17 protein-coding genes are annotated in these 13,863 nt (G+C 46.4%); all 17 read right to left on the bottom strand.

Annotation, left to right across the window (positions count from 1 at the left end; all coding sequences use genetic code 11):
* Positions 1–7 precede the first annotated feature (7 nt).
* On the bottom strand, positions 8–577 hold the full coding sequence (locus EV213_RS11415; RefSeq protein ID WP_133580661.1) for a major tail protein: 570 nt from the start codon (positions 575–577) through the stop codon (positions 8–10).
* Positions 578–928 (bottom strand): DUF3168 domain-containing protein, encoded by a 351-nt coding sequence (gene gp17 / locus EV213_RS11410; protein WP_243740071.1) that lies wholly within the window; start codon positions 926–928, stop codon positions 578–580. It abuts the gene before it with no gap.
* Positions 925–1,314 (bottom strand): HK97-gp10 family putative phage morphogenesis protein, encoded by a 390-nt coding sequence (locus EV213_RS11405; protein WP_133580660.1) that lies wholly within the window; start codon positions 1,312–1,314, stop codon positions 925–927. Before EV213_RS11405 ends, gp17 begins: the two co-directional genes overlap by 4 nt.
* Positions 1,311–1,637 (bottom strand): phage head closure protein, encoded by a 327-nt coding sequence (locus tag EV213_RS11400; protein WP_133580659.1) that lies wholly within the window; start codon positions 1,635–1,637, stop codon positions 1,311–1,313. Before EV213_RS11400 ends, EV213_RS11405 begins: the two co-directional genes overlap by 4 nt.
* Complete coding sequence (locus EV213_RS11395; protein ID WP_133580658.1) at positions 1,618–1,896, bottom strand: head-tail connector protein; 279 nt, start codon at positions 1,894–1,896, stop codon at positions 1,618–1,620. Before EV213_RS11395 ends, EV213_RS11400 begins: the two co-directional genes overlap by 20 nt.
* Positions 1,896–3,098: a phage major capsid protein gene (locus tag EV213_RS11390; RefSeq protein WP_133580657.1), complete on the bottom strand. Its 1,203-nt coding sequence runs from the start codon at positions 3,096–3,098 to the stop codon at positions 1,896–1,898. The genes EV213_RS11395 and EV213_RS11390 overlap by 1 nt, the downstream gene beginning before the upstream one ends.
* Before the next feature lie 33 nt (positions 3,099–3,131).
* On the bottom strand, positions 3,132–3,767 hold the full coding sequence (locus EV213_RS11385) for an HK97 family phage prohead protease (protein WP_133580656.1): 636 nt from the start codon (positions 3,765–3,767) through the stop codon (positions 3,132–3,134).
* Positions 3,730–5,007, bottom strand: a complete 1,278-nt coding sequence (locus EV213_RS11380; RefSeq protein ID WP_133580655.1) for a phage portal protein — start codon at positions 5,005–5,007, stop codon at positions 3,730–3,732. The genes EV213_RS11385 and EV213_RS11380 overlap by 38 nt, the downstream gene beginning before the upstream one ends.
* Before the next feature lie 161 nt (positions 5,008–5,168).
* On the bottom strand, positions 5,169–6,866 hold the full coding sequence (locus tag EV213_RS11375) for a terminase large subunit (RefSeq protein WP_166639270.1): 1,698 nt from the start codon (positions 6,864–6,866) through the stop codon (positions 5,169–5,171).
* On the bottom strand, positions 6,863–7,360 hold the full coding sequence (locus EV213_RS11370; protein WP_133580654.1) for a phage terminase small subunit P27 family: 498 nt from the start codon (positions 7,358–7,360) through the stop codon (positions 6,863–6,865). The genes EV213_RS11375 and EV213_RS11370 overlap by 4 nt, the downstream gene beginning before the upstream one ends.
* A 202-nt stretch (positions 7,361–7,562) precedes the next feature.
* Complete coding sequence (locus EV213_RS20750) at positions 7,563–7,721, bottom strand: hypothetical protein (protein ID WP_166639269.1); 159 nt, start codon at positions 7,719–7,721, stop codon at positions 7,563–7,565.
* Positions 7,703–8,020 carry an HNH endonuclease signature motif containing protein gene (locus tag EV213_RS11365; RefSeq protein ID WP_341770347.1) on the bottom strand — a complete coding sequence of 106 codons (318 nt, stop codon included), beginning with the start codon at positions 8,018–8,020 and terminating at the stop codon, positions 7,703–7,705. The genes EV213_RS20750 and EV213_RS11365 overlap by 19 nt, the downstream gene beginning before the upstream one ends.
* A gap of 433 nt (positions 8,021–8,453) precedes the next feature.
* On the bottom strand, positions 8,454–8,858 hold the full coding sequence (locus EV213_RS11360) for a hypothetical protein (protein ID WP_133580652.1): 405 nt from the start codon (positions 8,856–8,858) through the stop codon (positions 8,454–8,456).
* 174 nt (positions 8,859–9,032) lie between these two features.
* On the bottom strand, positions 9,033–9,452 hold the full coding sequence (locus EV213_RS11355) for a transcriptional regulator (protein ID WP_133580651.1): 420 nt from the start codon (positions 9,450–9,452) through the stop codon (positions 9,033–9,035).
* Entirely contained in the window at positions 9,436–10,824 is a 1,389-nt protein-coding gene (locus tag EV213_RS11350; protein WP_133580650.1) for a DEAD/DEAH box helicase, read from the bottom strand. Before EV213_RS11350 ends, EV213_RS11355 begins: the two co-directional genes overlap by 17 nt.
* Before the next feature lie 19 nt (positions 10,825–10,843).
* Positions 10,844–11,119: a PDDEXK family nuclease gene (locus tag EV213_RS11345; protein WP_133580649.1), complete on the bottom strand. Its 276-nt coding sequence runs from the start codon at positions 11,117–11,119 to the stop codon at positions 10,844–10,846.
* 297 nt (positions 11,120–11,416) lie between these two features.
* Complete coding sequence (locus EV213_RS11340; RefSeq protein WP_133580648.1) at positions 11,417–13,855, bottom strand: virulence-associated E family protein; 2,439 nt, start codon at positions 13,853–13,855, stop codon at positions 11,417–11,419.
* Between the last annotated feature and the right edge of the window lie 8 nt (positions 13,856–13,863).

Genomic DNA, 13,863 nt, shown 5'->3' with positions numbered 1-13,863 from the left:
GAAGCCCTTACGGGTTTGGGGCTGTTTCTTCATACACCGATTCAAACCATGCGGCGCCACCAGCAAAGCCTTCGTCATTATCATCTGCCAGAAATCTCCACTCACCGTCACTCTCTCGTGGGAGGAACGTTGCATTAATGGTCGCTGTCTGGAAGGTTGGTGTTTCTTCTTTGGTTTGGTAGCTATCCTCTGACAATGCAAAACGTCCTTTTAACAACCACACATATCGATAAGACCCGTCCGATTTTTCTGCTCGGAATCCTAGCGCTAATTCAGGTGCCAAGTCACCCTTGTTACTTGCCAACACACCATCTGATGTAATTCGGTGCCCTAGCAAACGTGCTTGTTGTGCTGTTGTCAGATCGCGTACATTGACCACAACGTTTACGGGCCCCAAAGATGTTGCGGTTTCTGCTGCGGAATCCTCTGCATAAAGAGTAGCCGTGTTTGTTGTTGGTGTAATCGTGGCACTAATCGCTTTGCTCAAGAACTCTGGTGTCTCGTACACCGTTCCCGTTGCGTCATCGCTTGTCACAAGTGCTGTATGAAAATCTTTTAATCCAATTCGTGCAGCCATTTAAAAAGCCTCCCTTATTTTGTAGCGCATCGCCTTATGGTAGATGCGCGTATCTTCTTCGTATAAATCTGATGCTGAGGATCTAAAGAAACCTAATTGCTTCATTGTCTTGTCGACCTGTACAGCTATGTCTGTTGTGGATCCCTCTGACCACACATCGACTTGCATCGTGATGTCAGACGCATAAGGCGCATCCTCGCTGTACTGGCTGTCAAAGTTGGTTACCTCAAAGTAGGTTACAGATGGGTAGTCATGTAGCTCACTTGCTGCAAAAATGCGACCGTCAACCAAATTAAAAAGCACCTCGTTCGCTCGAAGTGCTTTGCTCATTTCCGTTTTCTTATTGATCATAGCTTGCTCACCGCTTTAGCAATTTCGGCGCTCATGGCGGTTCGTGCAGGTTTCTGTCCCTCGTCGGACGATGGACCCATAAATGGATAGGCTGGCATCTTGCTAGTTCCAATCTCCAAGAATTTTGCTCGCCACGCGGTTTCTTTGCCAGGTCCGATGTCCACATGTTTATCACCAGCCTCCACACCTTTAACGCCACTAACTTTAATGTTGTCAGCAATGTGGACCTGCTCTTTGTCTGATCGATTGACTTTGCTCCTCGCAAGTTCGGCAACCACTTCACCTCCGGCTTTAAGTGCTCTGTTCTCGGCTTTTTCAACGTTGCCACCTAGCTTTTGCAGACGAGCAAGAAGCTGTTCCATTCCTTGCATCTCCATACCGCTCATTCGCTCACCACCTTGACTAAGATGTGAGATTCCGACCTGTCACCCATTGGATCCGGTAGAAAAGCTTCAACTACGAACGCTTCACCACCACAACGGACACGCTTTTCGTCATCTGTGAGCTTATTTCCATATCTGACTGTAAATTGCTCTGACACCTCTGATTGAGCCGCTGACGCCTCAAAATAAGCTCTTCCTGATAACGTCTCTCGGCTTGCCCAGATCTTTCGCGTCGGCACCCACTCATCAGTTGGAAAGCCCTCTTCATCTACAGTTCTTTTAAACTCTAAAATCTCTAAGCGTCGATCAAGTTTGCCCGGGTTCATCGACAACACCTCGACAATATTGTAATTGTGTCAAGACTGCATCAAGCGCATGAGGCATGTTGTTGACCTTGCCAACGACTTCACGGTTTTCGAACCAATGCGCGACCAAGAATTTAATAGCGAGCTTGTACAGCTCATCATTAGCGATCACACCAACGGCGTTTTGTACATATTGATCGGCAGCAGTAATAAGGGAGGACAGTAAAACATCCTCATCCTCCCACTCTACTTTGAGATAACTTTTAACGTCATCTAGCATTAGGCACCAGTGCCAGTTGTGATCGTGAGCTGACCAAAAACAGCCGCCTCATTGTCAAAGATACGAACGTCCTCACGCTCGATACCGCGGACTTTAGTGCTGTTGGTTTCAAACGCTCCTGCACCAACATCCGTAGATGCGATGGATTGTTGTTGGCGGTCAAACAATGTAATAGTTTCGTTAAGATCACCAATGATGAGAGGTGCTTTTTTAGTTGTTGTGCCAGTAGTCTGTAAAAATCGGTTACTGATGACAACAACTTGTTTACCAAACAAAAGTTGGTTCGTTGCTGAAGTAGGATCAGGCTGAAGCAAAGGACGTCCATTCCCGTCCATCAAGCTGTCCAGGAAGTTGAAGCCATCTTGGTTGGTAATAAAAATAGAGTTAATCTTAATTGCTGGGTCAAGCCCCACATTAAGCACAGTTTTAATCGCATTAACATCTTTAAGATCTTTCTTAGCAAGTGTGTTTGCTAGTGCCAGGATTAAGCTATTACGAGTGACAACGGACTTTTTAGCAAACCAACGGGCAATATACGCCATAATATTTTGGTCTGTATCTGCCTTGAAGCTGTTCGGAAGTGGCAAAATACCACCATAATCCTTGATAGCGTAGTTCAGTGAGCTAAATTTAGGGTTTTGGATCTCGGGAGTTTGCCCCATCTCTTCCAAGACTTCAAAAGGCGTCAAATCACTATTAGCTTCAAATACACGAGATCCGCTTCGGGTCGCCACATTTTCCACGCGTACATACTGTTCCAACGGATTCCATTGACGTTTTAGCTCATTGATCTGTGTGGAGATATCTTGAGGTACGATCAATCCGCCGTCCTCACCTGTGTCTCCAGACATGGCACGGTTTTCTGTGCTTTCCAAGATGCTACGATCATCAGAAGATAACTTTTGTCCGCGCAATCCAATCAGGAAAACACGTCTATACTCCTCTTGATACTTCTCATCAGATCGTTTTTCGTCTTTTGGATCAGGGTCTTTTCGTTCTAGTTCTGGCACATAGTTTTCGCCTTTAACTGATGGCATTTCGAAACTACGCGCCTCAACCAACAATTCAATTTGGCTTCTAACACCTTTCATCTCATCCATCTTGGAACGCGCTTCTTCTGTTTTTCCGTCCTCAATCAATTTATCTGCTGCTTTTTTCATTTCTTGCAGTTGCGCTCGTAGTTCGCGTTCTTTTTTCGTCATTTTAAATCCTCCATTTTGAGCATAAAAATAGACCTACACAGTTGTGAGGTCCATTAGCTCGTTTTGTAATTTTAGTTTTTCTAGCTCGGCACTTCGTTGTGGTGTTTTTAGCTCATCCATTTTTTGTTTACTGCGCGCAGAGAGTACGGCTTCTGTATCCTCGTAAGCTGGACTGGTGACTAAACTAATGTCATGGATCCGTTTAAACTTGAGGATGCGCCTTTTGTACATGTCCTCTGCCTCATCGTAGGTGATTTCCTCCGCACCGGGATCTTCCGGATCAATCTCAAATGCAAAGCTACATTTTCCGATAACTCCAGCGCGGACACTCTCTTTTAGGTCGTTGCCGTAACTCGTTGCGGTCGGTACAAACCTAAATTTGAGACCGATGCCGTCAACGTCCAATTGCAACGCTCCTGGACCATCTCCGCTTACCGTGTTACGAGCCAGTGGATAGTTGTCGTTGTGGTTAAATAGTGCCAACACATCTCGCATATCCGCTTCATTTAGAGCATTTTTGTCGATAATCTCTTTAAATCGGACGAAGAACCCTAATTCCTCTGACCAGCGCTCGAATTTCAGCGCATAGCCTTCAATGACACCATCTTTATCTTCATCCTCAGCCCTCAGCTCAATCTGTGTTGTTATTTTCCGGATTTCCTTCCCCATTCGCCTCACCTCCCTTCGAGCCAGCTTTAGCCATCTGATACTCTTCCAACTTGTCCAGGAAGGTGTAGTTGAGACTTACCAGGTGGCGATCGCCGTTCTCAATAGCGTTTTGTTCCTCTAAACCACGAATTTCGTTGATGCTCATAGCACCAATACGCAACATGACTTCATAAAATTCTGCTCGTGACTTCGAGTCACCTCTCAATTCACTGTTGACGTTGAATTTTACATAGTATCCTTTTCGCCTCTCTGCATCTGTAAAGAGTTTGGCTGCCACTTCTTGCTCAAAATTAACGAGCTTCGGCTGCAGCGTGTTTTTTACGTAGTCCAGGCTTTGTTGCTCGATATTACTAAACGTCGCTCTGTCCAACTCATTGATCTTGTGAGGCGGCACTTTATAAATAGCTGCAATCTGCGAGCGATTGTATTTCATAGACTCAACAAACTGCGCTTGCTCCAACGGCATCGACACACTCTGATACTCCAGACCAGCATCAATGATGGCAATGTTCTCGCCTTGATTGACCCTGATCCACTCATCGCGCGCACTATTCTTAGCGTCTGTATTGAGCTTGGCTGGCACTTTAAGTATTCCTCGTGGCGTCGCATCGTTCTGATATAGCTTGCTGTTATATGCAGTAGCTGCATACTGCGCACCAACATGTTCGGCTGCGACTTCGACGGGCGACTTACCGATGATCCCGTCTGTCGTTAGCTGCTTAAAATGCAAGACCTGCTCAGGGTAGAGCTCCATGTTTTTATTGTGAATTGTCACTTGGTAATAGAGTCGACCGTTTGACGGATCCAAATGCGGATGAACCTGGTTAGGAAGCATTGGCATAAGTTCTACTGGCGATCCGTCCTCTGAAAACTTAATGAACGCATACGCATTACCATAGAACCCTAAATGCGTCTCCAGTAGCTTTTTAAAAACGTAAGGTGTCATGTACTCGTTTGGTTTTTCGTAGAGAAGTCTGTTAACTGGATGCTCAGGCGCTGGCTCTACGCTACCCTTTTGTTTACGGTAAACTCGCAACGGCAGTTTTGCTACATCATCGGACAAAACGTTTACACAACTAAACACATCAGGATGCATCCAGGCTGTTTGCTTGCTGACCTTAATGCCTGATTTCGTCTCCCTGCCACCAAATAGGTTTGCAAACCAGTCGTGAGGATCGTTAAGTGCAAATGTTTGTGATCGTTTTTGCGTACCACGGTTTAAAATCCTATCTAGTATCATTTATCTCACCTCCTTGTCACCACCACGGCAGAAAGCATAAAAAATACACCCGTCGTTATCAGACCGATGTTTAGTGAGTATCTATATGCTGCAGTTATCCAACAGGCGGCACCCGCCACAAACAATATGTCGTTGAGGTATTTTTTCATTAGCCACCACTCCTAAAAACTGAATTCACTTGATGTGAGATATGCATTTAGATCAATGTTGTTCTCATCGTGCATGGCCCTGGCGTGTGCGTTGATGATCGCCGCTATGGGGTCAATTTTGTTTTTGCTGACTTTTTTACTGAGCATCATGTTGCCCTGGTGATCCTCGTGTGTAACCGCATTGCCCACTGCCCAATTAACAACAGGGTTGTCGTCATGCACAACTCTTTTATCAAACACACTCTCCAAAAAGTTTTTGGTTGGCAGTGCCAAGTGTTTTGGTATCTGCGGTATCTCAACCACCGTCAAGCCTCTGTTCATGAGCGACTGCGCTAGGTGAGCCGCGTTCCATCTGTCGTGGCATATTTCCACATCGCTTGGATTAAGTTCGTCCAGTTTTCGTAAGATATATTCCTCGACCATATGGTAGTTGACGACTTCGCCAGGCGTTGCCGTGACAAACCCTCGATCTCTCCAAATGTCGTACGGTTGTTTCTCGATGGCCATCTTCTCGCGTAGTCGTTCCTCGGGTAAAAATGAGTGACCGAAAACATGATGAACTCGATCGATCGGTATATCAAAGCCGACACTCGTCAAATCCATCGTTGCCGACAAGTCAAAACCACAATACACTTTAAGGCCCGAAAGTTCTGGCATGATTCCTGCACATTTGCGCCATTTCCCCATGTCCATGTAGGCATTGTCTTTTTGATCGACCCACCGATTCATGTTTTTGGTCAAGAACGCTCGCATTTTGTTCGGCATATCAAGCGCAATTTTTAGTTCCTGACGTAATGATTCAATGCCCTCTTCGTAACTAGCAACGATCGGGTTGGCTTTGATCCAATTTTCCTCGTCCTTGATGTCATCCTCAGGATCAAGCTCACAGATAATCGCAAAATACTCGTCGTTTTCGGCGTCATTATCGGGGTCAAGCACCTTGGACAAGTACTCATACTCCTCAAAACATGGTGTTGCCAGGTCAAATCCTGCTGTCGTGATGATGACCATAAGTGCGTTCGCTCTTGCGACGGTACCAGATACGAGCACATCATAAATTTCTCGCGTCTCATGTGCATGATACTCATCCACAACACCCAAGCTAGGGTTTTTACCGTCTCCCGTTTTCCTTGCTTCTCGAGATAGAGGTTGGATGACGGATCCAGTCTTATAATGCTTCACCTTGCCATAGCTGTCCGAAAACTTGTTTCGTAATAGATCACACGCTCTTATCTGTGACAAAACCTCTTCGTAACAGATGCTTGACTGCTCTCTGCTCCATCCGGCAATGTAGCATTCGTCCTGCTCTTCAGAAAGAAAAGCAACGTACGTTGAGATGATGGCCAGAAATTGAGTCTTAGCATTTTTTCTTGCGAGCTGAATATATGCCTTGTTGAATCTGCGACGACCATTGGCTTTACGCTTAAAACAAAATAGGTTCGCACCGATGAAAAGTTGAAAATCAACCAGTTCAATCGGTTGACCAGTAAGAACGCCTTTGGTGTGTTTGAACAACTTTGCCCACTCATGAAAATTTTCCAGCTCGTCTATGTCAAAGTAGTACTTGCCTTCTTCGTTCTCCAGGTTCTCGAAATCTCGCAAGAACCTTTTGGCAGACCACTTATGTTTTTTACACGCTGTGATCTTACCTGCCACAATGTCCTCTGCATAATCCAGGACACGATCCAGTAACACTTGAGCGTGGCTCATACGCGACCACCAAATCTTTGTTGTTCGGGGGTTGGATCTTCTTTTTTGTCCGCTTTTGGTAACACCAATTTGCAACGGCTGCTGATGGTCAATCCTAGATCGGAGGCGGCCGCACGAACCTGTTTAAATAATTTATCTTGTGTTTTTGTTAACTCGATGTGCTTGCCGTTTAGCCCTTCCTCACCAGTGGTGGGATTCTTCACGATTGGTTTTTCTTTGAGCAGCGCTTTCGTGATCTTAATGTACAAGTCTTGAGCCATAACAAAACGAGCCAGCGCATCGTTATCAAGGTTTGTCATGATATTGATGCGCAACAGCTCGTTTGCGATTTCCGTAAATTCGTCTTTTAGCTTCTTGGTCAGATACGCAGGCGGTTGGACCTTATCTCTCTCCGCTTGCACTTCTGCTTTCATTCGTTCTTCGATTTCTTTCTTTGTTAGGTTCTTTTTGCCCTTTGCAACAACCAGATTGATGGGTTGTCTTGATCCTGCCATGTCCGTTCCTCCTTTCTAGGTTAGGCTTTTTATGATCCTGTACGATCTCAGGTTCATTTGAACTCGTCGTGGGGAATTCGTTCAAATGTTGAGGGGGCGGCGGTTTCTAAAGGAATTTTTCTGGAAATCCGACCCAGGGGGGTATGGTAATTGTCAGACAATTCAATCGTAATGGTAATCATTACCATTTTCATGGAAACCGTCATTTTTTCGAGTTGACCACCAACACAGGGCGACTCACGAACCGTTTGATGATCCTTAACGCCTGATCCTCATTGATGATGCCTCTCTTGCCTAACCAATTGACTACCACATACGTTACATCACTATACCAAGGTATCTTTACAGTCTGCTTTGCCATGATCCCATGTCCTCCCTCGCTGTCTTGCTGTTGTGACAGCTGGTACACATTGCTTGCCAGTTGCCTTGATCCCAAAACAAATCGTCATCACCTTTATGTGGTGTGATGTGATCCACCACGTTAGCCATACGCTTGCACTCTACACATACAGGATGAGCAGCAAGGTACGCTTGTCTAGCCTTACGCCATCGTGTGTTGTATCCACGTTGGTGAGCTGTGCCTCTGTGTTGCTCGTAGTCTGGCTTGATATGAGTGTGAGCCTCACAATACCTGTTGCGTGTTAGTTGATTACATGTCATCTCATTGCATGGTTTGAGGGGCTTTTGCACGGCCATACCTCCTGTATGAGTTGTGGCACTTCCTACACTCATGTGTCTCTCTGTATCTATCCTTGTCCGTGTACAGTGTCCAGGTGGTAAATCTATCGGATCCGCATACGCCACATGTCACTGGTGGCACGTCGTGTAGCTTACATTTCATCTCGACCACTCCTATTTACTTTGGTATAATATGGTCAGTGTGTGGCCACCGTTCTCGGTTGGTAACGGGCTCTGCCCTTACTGGCCTAGCCGTCTCATGGCGGGAGAAAGGGTGTTGTCTATGGACATCACTGTCCACATAACAGTGGAGCTGTCGCTAACCCTCGTGGTAATGCTAAGCTTCATGAGAAGACCTCGTGCATAACGAGGTTTTTCTTTTTGTGCATAAGAAAAGCACCCGGTTATTGGGTGCTTAAAAGCGGGTGACGAATGTGGTGTTTAGTTTCTCTTCAAAAGCATCATCATCAAAGTCGATCAGATCACTATCCTTGTCTTTTTCGGACAATAAGAACTTCCCGTCCTCGAAAAATATATCACTTTCTTCTGAGATTTTGTTATTAATCTCCACTACCATTCTTCCTCGATCTTTGTAAACATTGAACGTTATAGACGCAGTCTCTTTACCGAATAACGAAACCTTATATTCTCCCTGCAACTTGTTTACCGATACCTCAAATGGATTCTTGGGGTTATCTACAACGTATTCTAACGTTCTTTGCAACTTAATAAACAAGCTTTCTAGATGATTGTTTATTGCTCGTCCATCCTTAAACCTTAGCTCCAATGCGGAATGTAACGCTTCGTACTTATCACTCAACACAATCCCTCCCTTTTCTCCATTCTAGGACAAAAGTAGTGGAGATTGGTAGGTATATCCTTCGACATATTGTGACAAAAACGCCCACTCACTAGAGCGGACGCTTGCTTTTCTTTCCCATGATACTAGTATAGCAGAATTTGGGGGGTCAAAATCACAATCTTATCACACGAATTAACCCCACCCTAGTTTAGCAGCGACTAAATAGACGATCTCCTTACGCATTTTCGTAGCTGTGTTTGGATGGACGTATGCCTTGTCTGCAATCTGTGCCCATGTGTAGCTCTTGCCGGACCAATACTTAAGCTTGATCACCTCTTGGTAATGCTCAGGTAGCTGTTCGAAGGAGGTCTCTATCGCATCCACTACTTCCTCAAGACTCCTTAGTCTTACGTCCGACAACAGCCTGGTGGCGATCCGTTCCGTAGGTCGTCCTGGCTCACTTGATCGACCACCACCGATGTTCTCATCTCGTCCTCGTGGTGCATGCAGAATCTCTTCTCGTCTTTTCAGGATCTCTCGTTTCGTTTCGTGGTACTGGAACAGCTCGGCTTCCACATGCTTAAACGTTGCTTTCTTAATCGCTGTCGTCATCGCTGACCGCCTCCATTTGCGCTTTCACAGCGTCGAGTAAATCGTATTGCCCTTTTTCTTTGCCTTGCAGAACCTTCAGGACTTTTTGGTCGATGGTATTCGCCGTGAGTATGTGGTGAATGACCACCGTCTCCTCTTGGCCTTGTCGATGCAGTCTGGCATTGGCTTGCTGGTAAAGTTCCAGGGACCACGTAAGCCCAAACCACACCATGATGTGACCGCCATCTTGTAGGTTTAGTCCGTGTCCGGCACTTGCTGGATGACAGATAAGCATATCGATCTTACCTGCATTCCAATCGGCTATTACATCGTCATGGTCATCCAGAGTGACGGCATTCTTGAATTTTTTCTTGATCCTGTCCCGATCGTGTTGGAAGCTGTAAAACAGCAAAATGGATTGTCCTTGTGCTTCCTCAACGATCTCCTCAAGTGCTTCCATCTTGCGGTTATGAATCTGCTTCACACCATGGTCCTCGTTGTAGCTTGCTCCGTTTGACAGCTGCAAAAGCTTCTGGCTTAAAGCCCCTGCACTATTTGCAACAATGTCGCCGTCCTCAAACTGCAAGATCTTCTCCTTCTCCAGCTCTTTGTACAACGCTCGCTCTTTATCTGATAAGTTGACGGTGATGATGTTGTCCACTCGATCCGGTAACTTTATGTGGTCTTTGCTCCTCATCGACACGCAAATGTCATCAATCAACTCGTAAATGTTTTTCTCTGCCTCTGGTCGTAATAGATGCTTTTGTGTAAACCCCGATCCGTTACTCACCGGATAAAAATACCGCATCTTGTAGTATTGTTGCGTCTGCCCCAGGCGTTTACCGCGATCAATCAGATACACCTGACTCCATAGGTCCAATAAGCTGTTCGGTGCTGGTGTGCCTGTTAAGCCAACAAAACGTTTAAACAGTGGGCTGATTTTACGAAGGTTCTTAAAACGCTCTGAATCTGGTGCCTTGAAGCTTGAAAGCTCATCCACCACCAACATGTCGAACGGTATCTCTCGCCCTTTTTCACGGTAGTGCTCCACCAGCCAGACAACGTTGTCTCTGTTGATGACGTAAATGTCTGCCTCTTTCATCAGCGCTTGACGTCTTTGCTTCTCGGTGCCTAGCACTTTGCTCACTGTGAGGTGCTTCGTGTGCTCCCACTTTTGGGCTTCACGGGACCAGGTATCTCTTGCGACTCGTAAAGGTGCGATGACCAACACCTTATTCACCTCTAAGTGATCGTTCATCAGCTCGTCAATGGCTGTTAACGTCGAAACTGTCTTTCCCAAGCCCATATCCAAGAACAACGCATATTTCTTATTGTCAATGATCTGCTTTGTGGCATATTCTTGATAGCTGTGTGGATTAAACTTAATGGCCATTGCAGATCACCTCCCACTCTTATTTAATCCGATCGATTAACCGATCAACGGAATCGTAGTCGTCTACCTTAAAAACCTCATGCCCTAGTGCTTCAAAATCCTTTTTGCGTTTCTGCTGCAATTTTCTCAAGTTCTCGCCAGGTCGTTTGCATTCCACATAAACCGTTCGCCCTCCAGGTAGTAAACAAATCCGATCAGGCACACCGGCATATCCTGGCGACTCAAATTTCAAGCACTTCCAACCCAAACGCTCAATGTTCGTTTTTAGATACTTTTCCACTTGCCTCTCTCGCATGGCTGAACCTCCATTGGTAAAATCTAGGGTGTTCGTGGTGTCCTTGAAAAACGTCCAACATATATATATACGTGTATACGTGTGTTCAGGCTCCTATACACCCACTATATACACTTATATTACTTACTAACTAAAAAACAAACACCATAAACACCTTTGGGATTAAAGCCTTGAGGCTCTAAGGATCAAGGGGTGTTCGTGAAGGGTGTTCGTGGGGTGTTCATGGACGGTTAACGAACACCTTTACATGATTCACGAACACCGCAAACACCTTTAAGAACACCACCCAAGAACACCCTAAATTAGATCATTTTCACGTACATATGCCTTCTGTGCTCCATACAATTTCCCGAACTTTAACCTCCCTGTTGAGGTACTATCGTTCGGTTTCCAGCCATCCACTCGACGCAAAATATCGTTCACTTCCCGTCGTTCTGTGGGTGAAAACCGTCGTTTGTCGTTGCCCAGACACTCACACCAAACTTCTAACGCACACACACGATCACGCTCAACAGTGCCCTCAGCTTCTCCGAAATCCTCGCTCAAAAACAGTCTGCGCTCACTTAGCTCCATAGCATCCCAGTTCTCAGGCAACAAGGTGTCCAGGTACTCCTGCACCAAGCCAGCCCAAGGCGATTCCTCCGTATGTGCCTCCTGAATTAGTCGCATGTCTGCCTCCATCGCATCCGACAGATAAAGCGATTCACCATCTTCATACCTGTGTTTTGCCTCTGCCCAAAGCTGATCAATCTCATCACTCTTCAGCTCGGACCATCTACACTTTCTGTGCTCGGCTCTGACCGTCACAGGCCAAAAGCGTCGACCACCTGTTTTATCCTTTAGAAAGTTTGCATCGTTCGTTGTTCCGAAAAACACGCACTGCCGTGGGAAGTCCTCGGTATGTCTCCCGTATGCCACACGGAACCGATCCTCGCGTTTAGATATGAAGTGTTTGATATTCTCCACATCGGTTTTCCTTGTTGCGGACAACTCAGCCATTTCAATAATCCAAGCCCCCTGCAGCGCCTCAAACGCCTCTTTACCTGACACCGTCGTGAGAGAGTCGCTAAACCAACTCTTGCCCATTCGGTTGATCAGCATCGACTTACCGATACCTTGTGCCCCATAAAGTGTTACCATGTAGTCAAACTTGATGCCTGGCTCCATTACTCGGGCGACAGCTGCAGTAAATGACTTACGCGTGATCGCTCGATTCAGCTCACTGTCCTCCGCACCTAAATAGTCGATGAACAAAGTGTCCAGTCGCTCTTCGCCATCCCACTTTAAGGTTTTCAAGTAATCACGAATGGGGTGGAACTTCTGACGTTCTGAGATCACCCTCAACGCATCCTCCGTTTTGCTCTTATGATAAATGCCGTAATAGGATTCAATGTAATCTCTTAGTCCTGCATCGTCCGCATCTGTCCAATTCTCTGATTTCTTTAGCCGTTTCCATGACGTGCTTTTCAGCAGCATCAGTCTGTTGCTAAACTCATTGGTCGCTATCTTGCCTTTTAACAGTGGATCGTTTTCCAAGACGAGCACAAGGTTTGGCACACTCGCCTCTACCTCACCCATCTTGTTATGTTGCAGCTTCTTAGCCCACTTAACGTCTTTTTTGTCCTCTGCTGATACTTCAATCTCGTCAAAGTCGTCCTGTGCTGCGCTGATCCGTGCGCTTGCGGTTTCTTCCTTAACCCCTTCATCCTTCTGCGCAAAAGTGATCATGGCCTTATAGGACGGTCGTTGATTAGACTTTACACCTGCTTCAACATCCTCATCCTGTTCGCCAAACTTGTGCAATCGCACTAAGTCAAATGCATTGACCAGCTGACTGCTCGTAGGATCTGTGCCGTGGTGCGAGTAAGCAAATTTGCCATCGTCGTACAGCACAAGACCGCCAGCCGTGCTCCCGTCCACATACGTGTAACGCCCCTCTTGGTAAAGCTCGTATCGATCAGCCAAGAAGGTTTCTATCGCTTCCTGTATCGTGTACGTCCGGCAAAAGGCACCAACGAGACCAGGCTTTTCATCAGGATCTTCCTGCTTATCTGCCAGCTTGGAGTATGTGCGCTGTTGCCGTGAGGACGTGGGCCATTCTAACGGATCACGCCAGTCCAAGTACTTGTCTAGCATGTCATTAGGGTTGAGCCAGGTCGTATCGTTATAATCAAAGAAGAACGGTGCATCGCTACTCGTTGACGGCCAGTACATCAAACGGTGTGCCTGGTAGGTCGTGTCGTCGAAGTAGTCAATGCCAATCTGCTCAGCGACCTTTTTGGCAAGTGGCGCATACTGCTCGGCGGTGACTGGCTCTGTCAACGGAATGATCATTCTCAATCTTGGATTCTCTGCCGTGTGCTTGTGCGTTGAATAAAGGGCATAAGCATGACCGAACAGCATATCCACTGTCTCAGCCATGCCCTCCTCGCCAAAGTCGATGTCCAGCGTCAAGATCGATCGATTAAACACCTTGTCAGCCTTACGGCGACCGCCCTTGAGACGACCGCCCACAAAGCCTCCAACGTCCTTAATGTCATCCTGCTCTGGCTTGCGCATCTTGTGGTACTCGGTGCCAGACTCCTTGGTCCTTACCGTGTCGTTGATCTTCTTAAGAAAATCCGACCAGGTCAACTCTTGATTGCTCCAGGTTATTGCTGTACGCCTGCTGGCAGTCGATATGCTGATGTCCCCATCATATTTAATTGTTGTGAGCTTCTTTGACGTTTCCAACATAAACGCCG

Origin of the sequence: Aureibacillus halotolerans (assembly GCF_004363045.1) — a bacterium.
GTDB lineage: Bacteria > Bacillota > Bacilli > Bacillales > DSM-28697 > Aureibacillus > Aureibacillus halotolerans.
The sequence above is the reverse complement of the archived record's forward strand: the minus strand, read 5'-3'. Positions and strand labels throughout refer to the sequence as shown.

Excerpts from the sequence above, each read along its gene's own strand:
- EV213_RS11395 (WP_133580658.1), bottom strand. The coding sequence starts at position 1,896 with ATGCTAGATGACGTTAAAAGTTATCTCAAAGTAGAGTGGGAGGATGAG.
- EV213_RS11370 (WP_133580654.1), bottom strand. The coding sequence starts at position 7,360 with ATGGCAGGATCAAGACAACCCATCAATCTGGTTGTTGCAAAGGGCAAA.
- EV213_RS11400 (WP_133580659.1), bottom strand. The coding sequence starts at position 1,637 with ATGAACCCGGGCAAACTTGATCGACGCTTAGAGATTTTAGAGTTTAAA.
- gp17 (WP_243740071.1), bottom strand. The coding sequence starts at position 928 with ATGATCAATAAGAAAACGGAAATGAGCAAAGCACTTCGAGCGAACGAG.
- EV213_RS20750 (WP_166639269.1), bottom strand. The coding sequence starts at position 7,721 with ATGGCAAAGCAGACTGTAAAGATACCTTGGTATAGTGATGTAACGTAT.
- EV213_RS11415 (WP_133580661.1), bottom strand. The coding sequence starts at position 577 with ATGGCTGCACGAATTGGATTAAAAGATTTTCATACAGCACTTGTGACA.
- EV213_RS11385 (WP_133580656.1), bottom strand. The coding sequence starts at position 3,767 with ATGGGGAAGGAAATCCGGAAAATAACAACACAGATTGAGCTGAGGGCT.
- EV213_RS11365 (WP_341770347.1), bottom strand. The coding sequence starts at position 8,020 with ATGACATGTAATCAACTAACACGCAACAGGTATTGTGAGGCTCACACT.
- EV213_RS11375 (WP_166639270.1), bottom strand. The coding sequence starts at position 6,866 with ATGAGCCACGCTCAAGTGTTACTGGATCGTGTCCTGGATTATGCAGAG.
- EV213_RS11355 (WP_133580651.1), bottom strand. The coding sequence starts at position 9,452 with ATGACGACAGCGATTAAGAAAGCAACGTTTAAGCATGTGGAAGCCGAG.
- EV213_RS11380 (WP_133580655.1), bottom strand. The coding sequence starts at position 5,007 with ATGATACTAGATAGGATTTTAAACCGTGGTACGCAAAAACGATCACAA.
- EV213_RS11405 (WP_133580660.1), bottom strand. The coding sequence starts at position 1,314 with ATGAGCGGTATGGAGATGCAAGGAATGGAACAGCTTCTTGCTCGTCTG.
- EV213_RS11345 (WP_133580649.1), bottom strand. The coding sequence starts at position 11,119 with ATGCGAGAGAGGCAAGTGGAAAAGTATCTAAAAACGAACATTGAGCGT.
- EV213_RS11350 (WP_133580650.1), bottom strand. The coding sequence starts at position 10,824 with ATGGCCATTAAGTTTAATCCACACAGCTATCAAGAATATGCCACAAAG.
- EV213_RS11390 (WP_133580657.1), bottom strand. The coding sequence starts at position 3,098 with ATGACGAAAAAAGAACGCGAACTACGAGCGCAACTGCAAGAAATGAAA.
- EV213_RS11340 (WP_133580648.1), bottom strand. The coding sequence starts at position 13,855 with ATGTTGGAAACGTCAAAGAAGCTCACAACAATTAAATATGATGGGGAC.